This is a genomic window from Neoroseomonas lacus, from assembly GCF_014644535.1.
GTDB lineage: Bacteria > Pseudomonadota > Alphaproteobacteria > Acetobacterales > Acetobacteraceae > Neoroseomonas > Neoroseomonas lacus.
The window spans coordinates 197,685-213,921 of the sequence record NZ_BMKW01000008.1; the positions used below are offsets into that span (position 1 = coordinate 197,685).

The window sequence follows — 16,237 nt, forward strand, 5'->3', positions numbered from 1 at the left end:
CGCCATGCCGCTCGCCGACGGCTTCCCCCGCCTGGACGACCGCCGCTTCGCCGACCTGGTGAACGAGGCCCGCGCGCGCATCCCGCGCTACACGCCGGAATGGACGGACTTCAACGCCGGCGATCCCGGCTTCGCGCTGGTCGAGCTGTTCGCCTGGATGAGCGAGCTACTGCTCTATCGCCTCGGCCGCGTGCCGGAGCTGAACTACCTGAAGTTCCTCGAACTGGTGGGGATCGAACTCGCACCCGCGCGCCCGGCCTCGGGTGTCGTGGTCTTCCCCGTTCGCAGCGCCTTTGCAGGCGACAGCGTTTCCGTCGCCGCGCGCACCGCCATCGAGGCAGCGCAGCCCGACGACACCGGCCCGATCGTCTTCGAGACGGAGCGCCCGCTGACCGCGCTGCGCTCGCGGCTGGAGGCCGTGCAGTCCTTCGACGGCTATGCCTATGCGGATCTGTCGCAGGCCAATACCGATCTCGCCGGCTTCTTGCCCTTCGGCCCGCTGGCCAATGCCGGCGCTGCGCTGCTGCTCGGCTTCTCCGCCGATGCCCCGCTGCCTGCTTCTGCCGAGCTGAGCCTCGCCTTCTGGCCCTCGTCCGACCGCCCGGTGCCACCACCCACCCCCTGCGGCGGCGGCGCGGTTCCGGTTGCCGCGCCGGCCCGGCTCGTTTGGGAATTCTGGGCCGGCACCGAATGGCGCAAGCTGACGCTGTTCAGTGACGACACGCTGGCACTGACGCGTTCGGGCATCGTGCTGCTGCGCATGCCCGGCAAGGACGAGGCCGTCGCGGCGAAGCTCGGCCGCAAGACCGATGCCAATCGCTGGTGGCTGCGTGCGCGCCTCGACCAGGCTTCCTACGAGACCGCCCCCCTGCTGCGCGGCGTGCGCGCCAATGCCGTGCGGGTTCTCCAGGCGCGCTCGGTCGCCGGCGAGGTGCTGGGCGGCAGCGATGCGACGCCCGGTCAGACCTTCGCGCTCGATAACGCCCCCGTGCTCGCGGCCACACTCGCGATCGAGGTCGATGAAACCGGGACGCCGGAACCCTGGACCGAGGTCTCGGACTTCTTCGGCTCCGGCCCCGACGACCCGCACTACGTGCTGAACCGCACGACCGGGGAGGTGCGCTTCGGCGACGGCACGCGCGGCCGCATCCCTGCGGCCAATCCCGACAATCCGCAGGCCGCCATCGTCGCCCGCTTCTACCGCCATGGCGGCGGGCGGCGCGGCAACCTGGCGGCCGGCCAGATCACGACGCCGATGTCCTCGCTGCCCGGCATCGATGTGGGCCGGCTGACGAACCCCATCGCCAGCGAGGGCGGCACCGATGAGGAAAGCCTCGACGCCGCCATCCAGCGCGCGCCGGTCGCCCTCAAGGCGCGCGACCGCGCCGTCACGGTGGATGACTTCGAACTGCTGGCGAAGCAGGCCGGACCCATCGCGCGGGCGCATGCGATGCCGCTGCACCATCCGGAGTTTCCCGGCATCGCTGTGCCGGGCGTGGTGACCGTGCTGGTGGTACCGGACACCGCCGACCCCGCCCCGGTGCCGAGCGAGGCCCTGCTGCGCACCGTCTGCGCGCATCTCGACCAGCGGCGGCTGCTGACCACCGAGCTCTACGTCACCGGTCCCGCCTATGTGGATGTGGCGCTGCGGCTCGACGTCATCGCCATGGAGGACGCCGACACCGCCGCATTGACGCTGGCGGTCGAGGACGCGCTGCGCGCCTATCTGCATCCGCTCACCGGCGGTGCGGACGGCCTCGGTTGGCCCTTCGGCGGCACGCTGTTCTTCGGCGAACTCTATCGCCGCGCGCTGCTGCCCGGCGCGGCGCGCGTTCCGGAACTCGTCATCACCCTGAACGGCGTCGAACAGCCGCTGTGCCAGGATGTCGCCATCCCCGCCGGCGCCCTGGTCCGCCTTGGCGAGGTGGACGTGGCGGTGCGCTACGAGGCGATGGAGGGCGCGTCATGACCTCCGCGGCCGCCCTGCTGCCGCCGCCGCCACGCCCGCCGCATGACCCCCTGTGGCAGAGCCTCGACGGATGCCTCGGCTGGCGGCTGCTGCCTGGCGGCGGTCTCGCGGAACACCCCGGCACGGGCGCGCTGGAACTGCCGCCGTTGCCCGGCGTCGCGCGCCGCCTGGGCGAGGCGAATGGCAGCCTGGGCGGCCTGCTGCTGCCCGGCACCATGGCGCTGGATTCGGCGGGCAATCTCTGGCTGCTGGACCGCGCGCGCCGCGTGCTGCGCTGGTTCGACCGCTGCCTGTGCCGCTTCGTCGATGCGCCGTGCCAGGGCATCGCGCTGACCGACCCGCGCGCCCTCGCGGCCGATCGCGGCCGACTCTACATCGTCGATGCCGGGCCGCCGGGCCGCTTGCTGGTGCTGGATGCCCGCGCGCTCACCCTGCGCGCCGTCTGGGCACCCCCGCGCGCTGCCGCGCCATGGCAGCCGACCGCGGTCGCGGTGCGGCGCGGCGATGTCCTTGTCGCCGATGCCGCCAATGGCGCGCTGCACCGCTTCACGCCATGGGGCGGCCATGCCGGCGCCTGGGTCGGGATGGGCACCGTCTCGCGCATCGCGGTGGATTGCCGGGATGACATCCATCTGGTCCGGCCGTGCCTGGAGGCTGTCGAGATCCGCGATGGCACCGGCAGGCTGACTGGTACCGAAGCCGACCCTGCCGCAGTTGCCGGCCGGTTTCCGCCGCCACCCGTCCTCGTCGACCGCAGCGGCGCGGTCGACCTCACCGGCTGGTGCCCGGGCGCCGGCTGGTACGACCTCGCCGGCACGCCGGTCCCGCCGCCGCCCCCGGTCGAAGGCCTCTATGCGACCACGGCCACCGCCCTGCTCGGGCCGCTCGACAGCCGCATCGCGCGCTGCCAGTGGCACCGCGTCATCCGCGACGCCGACCTGCCGGCGCATGGCGCCATCCGCATCGAGACCACCGGTGCGGAGACGGACCTGCCCGACAGCGTCATCACCACGCTTCCCGCCGCCGCCTGGGCCGAGGTGCCGCTCGGGGCCGCGGCGCGAAGCGAGGCGCTGATCCTCAGCCCGCCCGGCCGCTATCTCTGGCTGCGGCTGACCCTGTCGGGCGATGGCGACGCGACACCCGCGCTGCGGCGCCTCGACATCGAATACCCGCGCCTGTCGCTGCGCCGCCACCTGCCCGCCGCCTTCGGCGCCGACCCGGTCTCCGCAGCTTTCGCGGACCGCTTCCTCGGCATCTTCGACCGCGGCTTCCGCGACATTGAGGCGCGGCTGGATGGCCAGGCGGCGCTGTTCGACCCGCGCTCCACGCCGGTCGCGATGCTGCCCTGGCTGGCCGGCTGGATCGGCGCCACGCTCGACCGCCGCTGGCCGGAGGCGCGGCGGCGCGACTACCTCCGCCAGGCGGCCAGGCTGTTCGCCTGCCGCGGCACCTGGCCGGGCCTGCGGGGTGCGCTGCTGCTCTGGCTCGGCTGGACCCGCCTGGACGGGCTCCTGCAACCGGCGGCCAGCTGCGCGCGGCCCTGCCCGGCGCCGTCGCCCTGTCCGCCGTTGCCGCTGCTCGTGCTCGAGCACTGGAAGCTGCGCCGCTGGCTGTTCCTCGGCGCCGGGCGCATCGGCGATGCCGCCGAGCTGTGGGGCGCGGCGCTGATGGGCCGCAGCCAACTCGACCGCACCGCGCAGGCTGGCGGCACCAGGCTCGATACCACGCGCGACCCGCTGCGCGACCCGTTCCACCGCTCGGCGCACCAGGTCACGGTCTTCGTGCCGGCCCATGCGGTGAAGGACCGGCCGTCGCGCGGCGCACTCGACCGGCTGCTGCGCGACAACCTCCCTGCCCAGGTCCAGGCCCAGGTCGCGCCGGTGCATCCGCGCATGCGCATCGGCGTGCAGGCGAGCATCGGCTTCGACAGCGTGGTCGGCTGCTGGCCCTCGGGCATCACGCTGGGCGAGGCGGCGCTCGGCCGGGCCACCGTCCTGCCCGCCGCCGTTCCGCCACCACCACTGCCGCCGCGCCTGGGGAGGGATTCCCGGCTCGGCCGTCCCACCGCGTTCCCGCCTTCACCCCCCACCGGTCAGGCGACATCATGAGCGACACCCATCACCATGCCGGCCCCTGCAGCTGCGACGAGGCCTGCGAGCCGCACAGCCTCACGCGGAACCACTACTTCACCGGCAAGCTGCTGGTGGAGCGGGACTTCACGGACGAGCAGCACTATTTCCGCGAGAAGATCCGCCTGCACCACCAGCGCCTGCATGGCGTGGGCGTGGTCTGCGGCCTCGACCTGACGCCGCATCCCAACCCCGCCTGCCGGGACCGGATGTTCGTGCTGCAGCCGGGCAGCGCCATCGATTGCTGCGGCCATGACATCCTAGTGGTCGAGCCCGAGACGATCGAGCTGGCGAGCTTCGCGAATGTCGCCGCGCTGATCGCGGCCGCGACGCAGAACCCGGACGTCCCCGCGGCCCATACGCTGCAGGTCTGCCTCAGCTACCGGGAATGCCCGACCGAGACGGTGCCGGTGCTGTTCGACGAATGCGGCTGCGACGACACGCAATGCGCCCCGAACCGCATCCTGGAATCCTACGCGCTCGACATCCGCATCGACCCGCCGCCGCCGGTCTTCAACCCGGGCGGGGCGAGCGTGACCTGGGCGAGCACCATCGCCATCGCCCATGCTCGTCACGTCGCGGTGGATGAAACGAACGGCCGCCTGTTCGTCATCAGCGAAGCGCCCGCCGCGCTGTACCAGGTGCGGACGGCCAATGGCGCCATCGAGGCATCCGTCGTGCTGCCCGGCACGGCGACCGGCCTCGCCGTCTCGCCCGACGGCGCGCAGGTGTATGTGGCTCGGCAGGACGGCGCCAACCCGCACATCCTGGCCGTGTATGCGCCCGATGGCGTGGGCGGCATCGGTGCGGGGCCGTCTGCCGAGGCCCCCATCCCCGGCACGGTGGCCTCCGCCGTCGCGCTGCGGACGCTGCCGGATGGGCGGCTGCTGGGGGTGGGGGAGACCGGCGGTCTGCTGCGCCTGTGGGCCGCCGGCGTACCGGACCCGGCCATCATCGCGGCAACCCGCGACACCGGCGCCGATCGGCGCTGCATCGGCACCAGCGGCGACACGGCCTATCTCGTCGCGCCGGGCACCAACGCCGCCTTCTCCATCGACCTCGCGGCCGCGGCGCTGCCGGAGACCGCGATCGCAGGCGTGCCGGCCGCGGCGACACTCTCGGGCGGTGCGGTAATGGTCTCGACCGGACCGGACCGGCTGCTGCTGCTCGACACCGCCGCACCCGCCGCCATCGTGATGAACGCCAGCGGCGGGGCGCCACTGGGCACGGCGGCGCTGGCGCATCCGCCGGTCGACGCGCAGGCCGCCTCCGGCGGCGCCTTCGCGCTGATCCTGGAGGCGGATGCGGCGGGCGCCGGCTTCGTTCAGGCGCTCTCCGTGGGGGCGTTGGCGGCTGGGCTCACAGCCCATGCGACGCCACCGGTGCCCGTCGGCGACGGCCCTTCCGGCATCGTGATCAGCGGCGAGGTCGGCTACGTCGCCTACACGGACGCGCTGGCGACACCGGGCGTCGGCGGTGTCGCGGTGCTCGGCGTCTCGGCGCTGGATTGCGCGGATGCGCTGCGCGGCGGCGACTGCCCCGGCTGCGTCACGCCGGATTGCGTCGTCCTCGCCACCATCGAGAACTGGCGGCCCGGCTACAGCCTCGAAGCGATGCCGCCGGGCGTGACCGACCCCGCGGCGGACCTCGCGGCCGGGGTCGCACAGCTGAACAACCGGTTGGGCCGCATCCACCTGCCCAGCACCCAGGCGATCACCCAGGCGCTGCTATGCCTCCTCTCGCGCGGCAGCGGCGGCGTGGGCACGCAGGGCCCGCCGGGTCCCATCGGCCCGCCAGGTCCCGCCGGAGCCGCCGGACCACCGGGCGCACCGGGCGGGCAGGGGCCACCTGGCGCACCCGGCGCACCCGGCGCGCCAGGCGGCCAGGGACCGCCCGGCCCCCCGGGACCTCCTGGACCACAGGGCCCGCCGGGGCCGGGACCGGAGCAGGAGGACCTCACGCGCATCTGCGCCATCAACTGGGAGCATCGGCGCGTGCTGCTGCTGCCCCGGCTCGAAGCCGGCCTGATCATCGCCTTCGACCGGCCCGTGCGCCTCGAGGACATCGACGACCTGACCTTCGAGGTGCAGGTCCAGGTCCCCGACACCCAGCAGCGCGTCATCTGCTGGTGCAACTGGGATTCGGAGGTCATCCAAGGCCTCATCCTCGAACAGCGCTGCCGGCCGGAGGTCGGCTTCGCGACCAGCCCCGGCCCGCTGGTGGACGCGGTGCGCTGGCGCCCCAACGGCCTGCCGCCCGCCATCTTCCAGGGCCAGGGCTGGGTCCGGGTGCTGCTGCACGGCGACCACATCCGCGACGAGAACGGCCGCGCGCTGGACGGCAACCACCTGCCACCCTGGCTGCCGGCTCGACCGAGCGGCGACGGCATCCAGGGCGGCCTCTTTGAAAGCTGGTTCCAGCTGCGGCGCGGCTGATCAACCCTTTGGCGGGAGAACGGATCGTGCAACACGGTCGATCCTATGGCGGCATCGGAGCAGGCGACGCGGTCGCCTGGCGCGATCCCTCGAGCCGGACGAACCCAGGCTACGGACCTGACCCGAGCTGCCAGCCCTGTCCCGCCTGCGGCGGGCTCGAATGCCTGTGCCGGCCGCGCTTCTTCGCCGGCCAGTTGCTGACCGAGCAGGACCTCAACCGGCTCGACCACTACATCACCGAGAAGCACAAGCTGCACAACCGCCACCTGTTCGGCCCCGGCGTGGTGTGCGGCCTGGAGGTCCGCTGCGACCCGTGCGACGAGCGCGTCACCGTGATGCCCGGCTACGCACTCTCGCCCTGTGGCGAGGACATCGTCGTCTGCCACGCGGACAGCGTCGACATCTGCGACCTGATCGCCCGCTGCCGCGACTATGAAGGACCGGATTGTCGCCCCTATGCGCGCGGCGACGATCCCTGCGAGGCGGTCATCGAGGAGTGGGTCCTCGCCATCCGCTATGCCGAGACACCGTCGCGCGCCGTCACGCCGCTGACCGGCACCGCCGGCTGCAACTGCGGCGCCGGCGGCTGCAAGGGCAGGGGCTGCGCCTGCGGCGGCGGGTGCGGCTGCAAGGGCGGCGGCGCCGCACGGCCCACGCGCGCCGAGGCGGTCAGCGCCGACCTGCCCCGCCTGCGCCGCGGCGCGCCACCGACATGCGAGCCGACCGTCACCTGCGAGACCTATCGCTACGACGTATTCCGCAAGCCCGACGACGAGACCAAGAAGCCGCGCGACCCGAAGGGCGAGGCAAGCAACGTCATCGTCGCCGGCCTCGCCGCCTTCTTCGAGGGCCTCGAAGGGGAGATGGCCGCGCGCATCGCCTGCTGCCTGCGCGACCTGGAGGCCGCGCTGCCCCGCCCGCCCGGTGCCTTCAACACCGTCACCGACGCCACCAAGCAGGACTGGTTCCGCTGGGTCTGCGCCGTGCGCCAGGCGCTCGGCGTCTATTTCGGCCGCATCGGCGGGACCGATTGCGAGGCGATCGAAAAGCTCGGCAGCATCCCGATACCCGATCCCGCCCTGCCGCTGTCGGCCTTCCTGGTCGCGCTGGGGCAGGCGGTGCTGGGGCTGCTGATCCTCGCCATCGAAGCGATGCTGAACTGCATCTGCGCGAACGCCCTGCCACCCTGCCCGGCGGCGGAGGACCCGCGCGTGCCGCTCGCCGTCGTCAAGATCCGCAAGCGCGACTGCCACATCATCTCCGTCTGCAACTGGACGCCCGAGCGCCGCCACGTCGTGACCTTCCCGACGCTCGGCTACTGGCTGGGCTGGATCCCGCTGCGCCGGATCATCCGGGACTTCATGGAGGCGCTGTGCTGCCGCACCTTCGACCTGCCCGACTTCTTCGGCCCACGCGACCCCGCCGGGACCACCGCTAATCCGGCCGGAACGCCGGCCGCGGGCGGCATCCGGCCGCAGGGGCTGGCCGCCATGCGCGCCGCCATGGCCGACGGGCAGCCGGATGCGGCAGCGGACCCGCTGACCCAGCCGGTGCTGCTCGACTGGCGCTTCGACAAGGCCTTCGACCTGACCTTCCTCCAGGCGCTCGTGCTGCGCACCAGCCAGGGCAGCCCGATGGTCGCGGGCGACCTCGCGGACATGGTCTTCCGCCGCCCCGGCTATCTGCGCGCGGACGACCCCAAGGATCAGCCGGCCGCCGCCGCGGCGCTCGCCGAGAGCGGCCTGCTGAAGGCCTTCGCGAGCGTGTTGCGGCCGCTCGGCGACCTCGCCCCGTCCTTCGCAACGACCGGCGGCACCACGGCGGCTGCCGGCCAGGCCGCCGAGATCGCCGAACTGCGCGAGATGATGAAGGCGCAGGCCGCCGAGATCGCGGTCCTCAAGGCCCGGATCGAGACGAAGCAGTAGTTCGGGAGAACCGCCATGGCGACGCGATCGGACCGTCCGCGCTTCTTCGAGGGCCAGTTTCTCGGCGCTGCCGACCTGGAGGCGGTGGTCGGCCATGCGCGCGACCTGTCGCGGGAGCATCTGCTGGCCGCCCATCCCTGGGGCATTGCGACCGGCCTCGACCTCGTCGATACGCCGGCTGCGGGCGGCGGCGGCGCGGCGGATTACTTCATCCTGCCGGGCCTCGCCTGGGACGGCTATGGGCGCGCCGTGCTCGTGCTGTCACCCGTGCACGTGCAACCCGCGCTGTTCACCGGCCTCGCCGATGGCGACCAGATGGTCTGGCTGCGCTACGACGAGACGCCGTTTCGCGGCCTGCGCGAAGGCTTCGGCGCCTGCGGCACGGACGAGGCCTTCGCCCGCATCCGCGAAAGCTTCGCCATCGAGGCCGGCCCCTTCAGCCGTGTCACCGACCGCCAGCGCGGCGTCTCGGTCGCTGGCGTCACCGTCGCCGATGCGCGGCTGGTGCCACGCCAATTCGACGCCGCCGCCGCCATCCTCGGCGACGGTTCAGTTCCCTACCAGACCTTTCCGGCGGATGACGCCCGCTGGCTCATCCCCGTCGGCGTCGCGACCTGGGCGAATGGTGCGCCGGGCATCCTGAAGCCGCGCAGCGCTGCCAGCCTGCAGCAGAACCGCGTGGTGCGGCAGATGCTGGGCACAGTGACGGAAAGCCTGTTCGCCGCCGATGGTGTCATCCGCCTGCGCGACCGCTTCACCAGCCTCAAGGCCGGCGAGACCGCCGACCTCGCCATGGCCGCCCAGGCGATCAAGACGACCGACCTGCTGAACGCGCCCGACCCCGACGACAACACGAAGACGCTGGCGCGGTTGATCAATCGGGAACTCGTCTGGGTCGAAGGCAATCTGCGCGCCACCGGCCAAGTGCGGCTGTTCGGCACGCGGCTCGAACTGCGCGATGCGACTGGTGCGGAAGCGGCCGGCGTGGCGCTGTACGCACGCCGCGCGGTGAGCGCGAACAACCCGGCCGGCGGGCAGGATTTTCAGATCGTCCTGGGCGACAAGTCGGATGGCAAGGACCGCCTGGCGGTCGGCACCGCGACCGCTTATGGCCCCATTAGCGAGCGCTTCGTGCTGCGCACCGATGGCGTGCTGGCGGCGGGCCAGTCGATCCCCAACGATCTCAAGACCACCCATGCGCTGTTCTGCCAGCCCGATGCGGTCACCGCCGCGCTTGGCGTCAATGCCGGCCGCGTGGCGCGCTACGCCTTCCAGATACTGCCCGCCCTGACCGAGGCGGCGCACATCGCCTATGACGATGCGCCGAAGAAGCTGCGCCTCGGCGTCGGCGCGGACCTAGCGACCTTCACCACCTGGACGCTGGCCGGGCAGGTCGGCATCCGCACCGATGCGCCGGAAGCGGTGCATGCCGATGCGTCCAGCCTCGTCATCAACGGCGCGCCCAATCCCGGCCTGACGCTGCTCGGCGGCGCCAATACGCTCGGCAGCATCCATTTCGCCGATGGCGTGGCGGGCAGCGGCGAGCAGCGCGCCGGCTTCCTCCGCTACAACCACCTGGCCAACCGCCTGCAGTTCGGCACGCTCGATGCGCTGCGCATGACGCTCGATGCCCAAGGCGACCTCGGCCTCGGCACCGACGCGCCGACGGCGCGCGTCCATATCGTTGACGGCGCCGCCGCGCTCAAGCTCGACGGCAATGCCGTGCAGGCGGAAAATGGCGGCGCGGTCGCGCGGCTCGACCTGCAACCCAATGGCGGCGGGCTGCGCGTGAACGGCGGCAGCGCCGACGCGAACCGCTTCGCGCTGACCGCCGATGGCCGCCTCGGCATCGGCACGGATGCGCCCGTCTCGCCGCTCACCATCCGCAAGACGGAGCCGGAGATCTTCCTCGACGTCACCGGCGGCGGGGCGACGGCGCGCATCGAATTCGCCGTCGCGTCGGGCGTGCAATCGACCATCTTCCATCGCGTATCCGACCGCGCGTTGCGGTTGACCAATGACGGCACGACCACAGCCACGCTGCGCCAGGGCAGGATGGGGGTGAATCTTGGCGCGAACGACCTGCCGCAGGCCTCCCTGCATGTGCGCGGCAGCATCAGCGGCGACGCCAGCGCCGTCACCTCGCATGTTGCGCTGATCGAGAACACCGCAGGCGGCGGCGCCGACGTGCTCGCCCTCCGGATCACCGGCAAGTCGGCGGACGCGCAGAACAACTACATCACCTTCTTCGACCAGTCCGGCGCCATCGGCCGCATCGAGCGCAGCACACTCGGTGAGATCCCCGCGGGCGACAACAACCAGAACCAGACGACACCGGGCAACGTGCTGCGCCTGATCTCCGGTGGCGCCGACTTCGCCGAATGCCTGCGCCGGGCCGATGCCGCCGCGCCGATCGGGCCGGGCCGGATCGTCGGCGTGCGCAATGGCGCGGTCTCCCTCGCCACCGCGGGCGCGGATTCGGTGCTGGTCACCACCGACCGCGCGGTGGTGGTGGGCAATGCATCCCTCGGCGGCGACGCCGCAGCCGAGACGGTGGCGCTGATCGGCCAGGTATTGCTCAGCGTGCATGGGCCGGCCGCCTCGGGCGATGCGATCCTGCCCTCGGGGCGCGACGATGGCATGGGCCGTGCCGTCGCCCCATCACGCCTCACCGCGGCCGAGGCCGGCCAGGTCGTCGGCCGGGCTTGGGCCGACAAGCCCTCGGCCGGAACCGGCGCGGTGCTGGTCGCGGTCGGCATGCAGGGCGCCGATGGCATGGCGGCGCTGAGCGCGGCCGTCACCGCCCAGGCCGCCGAGATCGCCGAACTTCGCCGCACCGTGGCGGCACTACTGGCCAGGACGGGATGAGTCATGTCGGCGAGCCTCACCATCCGCCACCTGACGCTCGACTTCCACGCCCCGCCCGGGGGGGCCGGTCGGCAGGCGCGGGACAGCGCGGAGGCGATCCGGACGGAGCTGCCGGACCGGCTGCGGGATGCGCTGAGCCTGCCCGATGACGATGGCGTGCTGTTGCTGCGGCGCTTGGCCATCGACCTGACCATACCGGCCGGCGCCTCGGGCAGCGCGGTAGCGGCGCGGCTGGCCGAGGCGCTCGCCGCCGGCCTGCGTCGGGCGGCGGCGGATGGCCGCGCGGTGGTCCGCTTCGACAGCGTCGCCGGCCATTCGGCCGCTTTCCTCGCCGCGCTGGTCGATGGTTCCGCCTGGGGCCGCTGGTGGTTCGTCGGTTTCGACGGCGTGCGCGCCTTGCCGCTGCCCGCCGCCATCCGCACGGTGCTGCTGCGCGACCCGGCGATCGCGCTTGCCATGCTGGCGGCCATGCCGGCGGCCGTGCGCGCGCAGGTCCTCGCGGCACTCGGCTCGGCGGAGGCGCGGCGCGTCATCGACGTGCTGCGCGCGCGCGAACCGGCAACGGCCCCCGACGCGGCCTGGGCACCGGTGGTCGCGGCCCTCGACGCGGCCGGCGCCGAGCCGGAGCCGATCGCGGTGCTGGCCCTCGCCGCCGCGGCCGAACTCGTCCCGGGCCGGCTTCGCGTGGCCGAATGCCTGGCGCGGCTGACGACCTGGATGGAGGCCGCGCCGGATGCGGCGGAAGCCTGGCTGGCGACCGGTACCATCCCGGCCGGCCTGGAGCCCGCGACGGCGACGCTGCTGGCGGCCACCCCCGCCGCCGGGCGCGCGGCCCTGGCCGCGCGGCGGCAGGCGCTGCCGCAGGCGGCGCCGCGGCCGGCGGTGGCGCTCCATGTCCCGCTCGGCGGCTATGCCCTGCTCTGCCCCGGCCTGCTCGACTGGCCCATCGAGGCCGATGTGGCGGCCTGGCCCGACCTCGACGACACGCCTGCCGCCGACGTCCTGCGCCTGCTGACGCTGGCCGCCGCCGCCGGCCCGGCGCGCGCCGGCAGCCTCTGGCGCGAAGCCGCCTTCCGCGAGGTGTTCGCCGTGGCGCCCCGCACCGTCGAGGCCGATCTTCGCGCCTGGGCGCGACGCATCGGGCCGGCACGGTGGGCGCGGCTCGCGGCACCCTCCGGCGAGACGGCGGCGGCGAAGGGGGTGGGCCTACCGGTGCCGATGCTGCCCGGCCGCATCGCCCGCGCCACGCTGGCGCGCTGCGCCGGCGGCATCCTCGCCGACTTCGCCCGGCGCCTGCCAGGCTTCGCCAGCGCCTCGCCCGGCTTCCTGCGGGCGAACCTGCTCGGCCGGGGCGCCACCTTCCTCCTCGCGCCCGACAGCATCCAGGTGCGGCTGGAGCGGCCGCCGCTCGACGTGCTGTTGTCGATCACCGGGCTGGGCGACCGGCGCGCCAGCCTGCCCGACGGGCGCGCCCTCATCCTGGCGCGGGCGCCATGAGCGCGCCCTTCGCCGCCGCGCTGGCCCATCTGGACCAGCTGATCGCGCAGGAGATGCGTCGCCTGCGCGCCCGCTACGAATTGTCGATCGACGAGTTCCGCGGCCTGTTCGTCTCCGACGCGCAGGTGGAGGCGCTGCTGCAGCAGGGTGCGAGTCCGCCGCCCGCGCTGTGCCGGGACTGGCGGCGGGACATCCCGGTGCTGGCGCATCGCTTCGCGCTCGACCCCATCGCCTGCGGCTGCGTGATCCTCGCCTTGGCGCCGGAACTCTCGACCCGCTACCCGACGCTCTACGCCTATCTCAACGACGATGTGGCGCGCCGCTGGCCGACCCTCGACCTGGCGCAACGCCTGCTCGGGGAGGGCGACGCACTGCGCGGGATGCTGACCGGCGAGGCGCCTCTGGCGACGGCCGGCCTGATCCTGCCGGCCGAGGCCGCCGATGCGGCCCGGCCGCTGCCGGCGCGCGGATTCCGGCTGAGCCCCCCACTGCTGCACCATCTGCTGCGGTTGCCGGGCTTCCCTGTCGTCGGCTTGTCCTGGCTGCCCGAGGCGATCCCCGCCACGCCGCCGACGGAGCCCCCGCCCGAGGCGCTGCTGGTCTGCGGCCCGCCCGAGACCGGCCGGCGGGTGGCGGCGGCGGCATGGGCCGCGCGCCACGGCTGCCGGCCGCTGCTGTTCGACCTTCCGGTGACGGATGCGGCGGAGCGAGTGGAGGACGCCGCCCTCGCCGCACGGCTCGAAGGTGCTGCGCTGATCCTCGCCGCGGATGACGCTCCGCCGCCCGCGCGCCTGCCGCGCCGGCTCGATGGCGCGCCGATCGCCGTGATCTGCCGCGCCGCCGGCCCCTGGCGGCCGTTGCTGCGCGGGCGCCGCTGGGCGGAGGTGCTGCTCGCCGCCCCGGATTCCGCGGCGCGTCTCGGCCATTGGCGCCAGCTGCTGAAGGCGCGCGGCAGCGCCGCGCCGCCCGCCGCACTGGCCGCCGTCGCGGGGCAGTTCCGGCTCAGCCTTCCGGCCATCGGGCGCGCCGCGTCGCGGCTGCCGCCGGGCCGGGTCTCGTCGGCCGCGCTCACCCGCGCGGCGGGCCATGAACTGAGCTTCGATTTCGGTCCGGCCGCCCGGCCCGTGGCGCTGCAGCCGGGCTGGGACGACCTGGTGCTGACCGCGGGAACGCTGGAGCAACTGCGCGACTTCGCCGCCGCCATCGCCGCGCGCGCCATCGTCTTCGGCCAATGGGGCTTCGGCCAGGTCGGCCGGCGCACCGGTGACGGGCTGACGGCGATGTTCTCCGGTGGCTCCGGCACCGGCAAGACCATGAGCGCCGCCGTCATCGCCCGCGAGCTCGGCCTCGACCTCTGGCGCGTCGATCTCGCCGGCCTCGTCAGCAAATACATCGGCGAGACCGAGCGGAATCTCGAGAAGCTGTTCGGCGCGTCCGGTGCCAGCGACGCCATCCTGTTCTTCGACGAGGCGGACGCCATCTTCGGCAAGCGGTCCGAGGTGAAGGACAGCCACGACCGCTACGCCAACATCGAGATCGCCTACCTGCTGCAGCGGCTCGAGGAGCATGACGGCGTGGTGATCCTCGCCACCAACCTCAGCCGCAACCTCGATGCGGCCTTCCTCCGCCGCATCCCCTTCGTCATCGAATTCCCCATGCCCGACGCGGCCGCGCGCGCCCGGCTGTGGCGCAAGTCGATCCCCCCCGCCGCGCCGCTGGAACCGGATATCGACTTCGCCGCGCTCGGCCAGCGCTTCGACCTGAGCGGTGGCGATATCCGCGCGGCCGCGCTGGAAGCGGCCTTTCTCGCCGTGCGCCGCAACCGCCCGATCGGCCGGCCGGAGCTGGAGCGGGCGGTCGGCCGCCAGTTGATGAAACGGGGGATGCTGCCGCCGGCGCAACTGCCGTCATCCTCGGCCCGCCTGCGACCAAACGGCGCCGACCACCACCCCGACCGGAGGCCGCCGGCATGACCCTGCATCCACGCACGCTGCCCGGACGGGCCGAGCGCGAGCGCGCGACGCCGCCGGCGCGACCCGCGCCCCAGGCGCCCACCGGCATCGGCAACCAGACGAGCCAGCGCGCCGCCCTGGACCCTGCCATCGCGGCGGCGGCGCGCGCGGGAAGCGCACCGTCCTCCCTCTGGGTGCCGCCGGGGACCGGGACGGACCGGCCCGTCCCCATCCACGACACGCCCGCAGCGCACCGGGCCGCCGCGCGGATGGGCGCCGCCGGGTTCTCCCATCGTGGCGAGGTGTTCCTCGGCCGCGACCTCGATGCGCCGGGCGCGCCCGGCCGCGCCCGCGTGCTGGACCATGAGGTGACGCACGCGCTGCAGGCCCGCCAGCCCGGGCCGCCGGCCAGCCGTGATGCGCTGGAAAGCCAAGCGCAGGCACCGCGTGGGCAGGCGGAACTGTTCGCTGCCGACCCCGAGGCCGTGCATGGCTGGCTCTGGATCCCGGCCATCATCGCCTTCACCTACATCACCACCCGGTCCAACACCGCCAATGCCCCCGGGCCGGGCGACAAGACCTATCCCAGCCTGACCACGGGCGACTATGCGAAGATGGTCGCCGAGGCGGCGTTCCTGGCCAGCGGCGGCCTGGTCGCGGGGTCCATCCGCAAGGCCGGCTACAGCATGGTGACGGCCTGGGGCGGCTCGGGGGCGATCGGCTCCATCGGCTTCCGCGCGATCGATGACATCCAGCGGGGCGAGTTCTCCGGCATCAACGCCTATGTCGTCGACGGCCTGACCGGCGCGGTGGTCGGCATCGTGGTGGGCGGCACCTTCCACGCCGCCGGCAAGCTGCCGGGGCTCAGCCGTGTCCGCGACTGGTGGCGGACCGGCGCCGAGGGCGATGCCGAATGGGCCAAGCTGTCGGCGCGGGACAAGTGGCTCTACGAGATCGGCCAGAAGACGCTGCCTTCCGGCCAATGGGAGCCGTTGGCCGGCCTCTCCCCGGTCGAACGCGGCCGGGCGATCGTCGCGCAGCAGGGCTGGCTGCGTGCGCTGCTGCCGCGCTCGGGCGGGTTCATGGTGCCGGGGGAGGGCGGGACACTCAGCACCGGTCCGACGCCGATGTTCCGCGCCTGGATGCCGCGCCTGTTCGGAGGCGCCGCCGGCGCCACGGGCCGGCACGCATTCCTCCCCGACTGGGAGGACATTCTGTCCGGCCCCCCGGCCGGCCCCACGCAGGACTCGGGCCCGGGCGCCCAGAACGACCAGGTCGTGCCACCCGCGGAAGGCGGCGCCTTCGTCGCGCCGCCGGGCTGGGACACCATCATCGTCGTGCCGGAGGGCAGGGAGATGGAATACCAGATCAAGGCCGGCAAGATCGGCGACTTCCCCGAGCCGGACCGCGACGCCGACACCGGAATCGGGTGACCCATGACGACCGCGATGCTGAACGCCAT

General features: G+C 73.6%; 8 protein-coding genes. All 8 read left to right on the forward strand.

Features of this window, described 5'->3' with window-relative positions; all coding sequences use genetic code 11:
- Positions 1-4: 4 nt before the first annotated feature.
- From IEY36_RS16995 to IEY36_RS17030, 8 genes are read left to right on the forward strand one after another with little or no spacing between them, the layout of a single operon-like run.
- Complete coding sequence (locus IEY36_RS16995) at positions 5-1,969, forward strand: putative baseplate assembly protein (RefSeq protein WP_188968760.1); 1,965 nt, start codon at positions 5-7, stop codon at positions 1,967-1,969.
- Complete coding sequence (locus IEY36_RS17000; RefSeq protein ID WP_188968762.1) at positions 1,966-4,077, forward strand: phage tail protein; 2,112 nt, start codon at positions 1,966-1,968, stop codon at positions 4,075-4,077. The genes IEY36_RS16995 and IEY36_RS17000 overlap by 4 nt, the downstream gene beginning before the upstream one ends.
- Positions 4,074-6,533: a hypothetical protein gene (locus IEY36_RS17005; RefSeq protein ID WP_188968764.1), complete on the forward strand. Its 2,460-nt coding sequence runs from the start codon at positions 4,074-4,076 to the stop codon at positions 6,531-6,533. Before IEY36_RS17000 ends, IEY36_RS17005 begins: the two co-directional genes overlap by 4 nt.
- A gap of 26 nt (positions 6,534-6,559) precedes the next feature.
- The gene (locus IEY36_RS17010; protein ID WP_188968766.1) at positions 6,560-8,458 is read left to right on the forward strand and encodes a hypothetical protein; all 1,899 of its coding nucleotides are present in this window, start codon (positions 6,560-6,562) and stop codon (positions 8,456-8,458) included.
- A gap of 15 nt (positions 8,459-8,473) precedes the next feature.
- A complete protein-coding gene (locus IEY36_RS17015; RefSeq protein WP_188968768.1) occupies positions 8,474-11,326 on the forward strand; it encodes a hypothetical protein in 2,853 nt (950 codons plus the stop codon).
- Positions 11,327-11,329: 3 nt separating this feature from the next.
- The gene (locus IEY36_RS17020) at positions 11,330-12,823 is read left to right on the forward strand and encodes a hypothetical protein (RefSeq protein ID WP_188968770.1); all 1,494 of its coding nucleotides are present in this window, start codon (positions 11,330-11,332) and stop codon (positions 12,821-12,823) included.
- The gene (locus IEY36_RS17025; RefSeq protein WP_188968772.1) at positions 12,820-14,796 is read left to right on the forward strand and encodes an ATP-binding protein; all 1,977 of its coding nucleotides are present in this window, start codon (positions 12,820-12,822) and stop codon (positions 14,794-14,796) included. The genes IEY36_RS17020 and IEY36_RS17025 overlap by 4 nt, the downstream gene beginning before the upstream one ends.
- Complete coding sequence (locus IEY36_RS17030) at positions 14,793-16,208, forward strand: eCIS core domain-containing protein (RefSeq protein WP_188968774.1); 1,416 nt, start codon at positions 14,793-14,795, stop codon at positions 16,206-16,208. The genes IEY36_RS17025 and IEY36_RS17030 overlap by 4 nt, the downstream gene beginning before the upstream one ends.
- Positions 16,209-16,237: the final 29 nt, after the last annotated feature.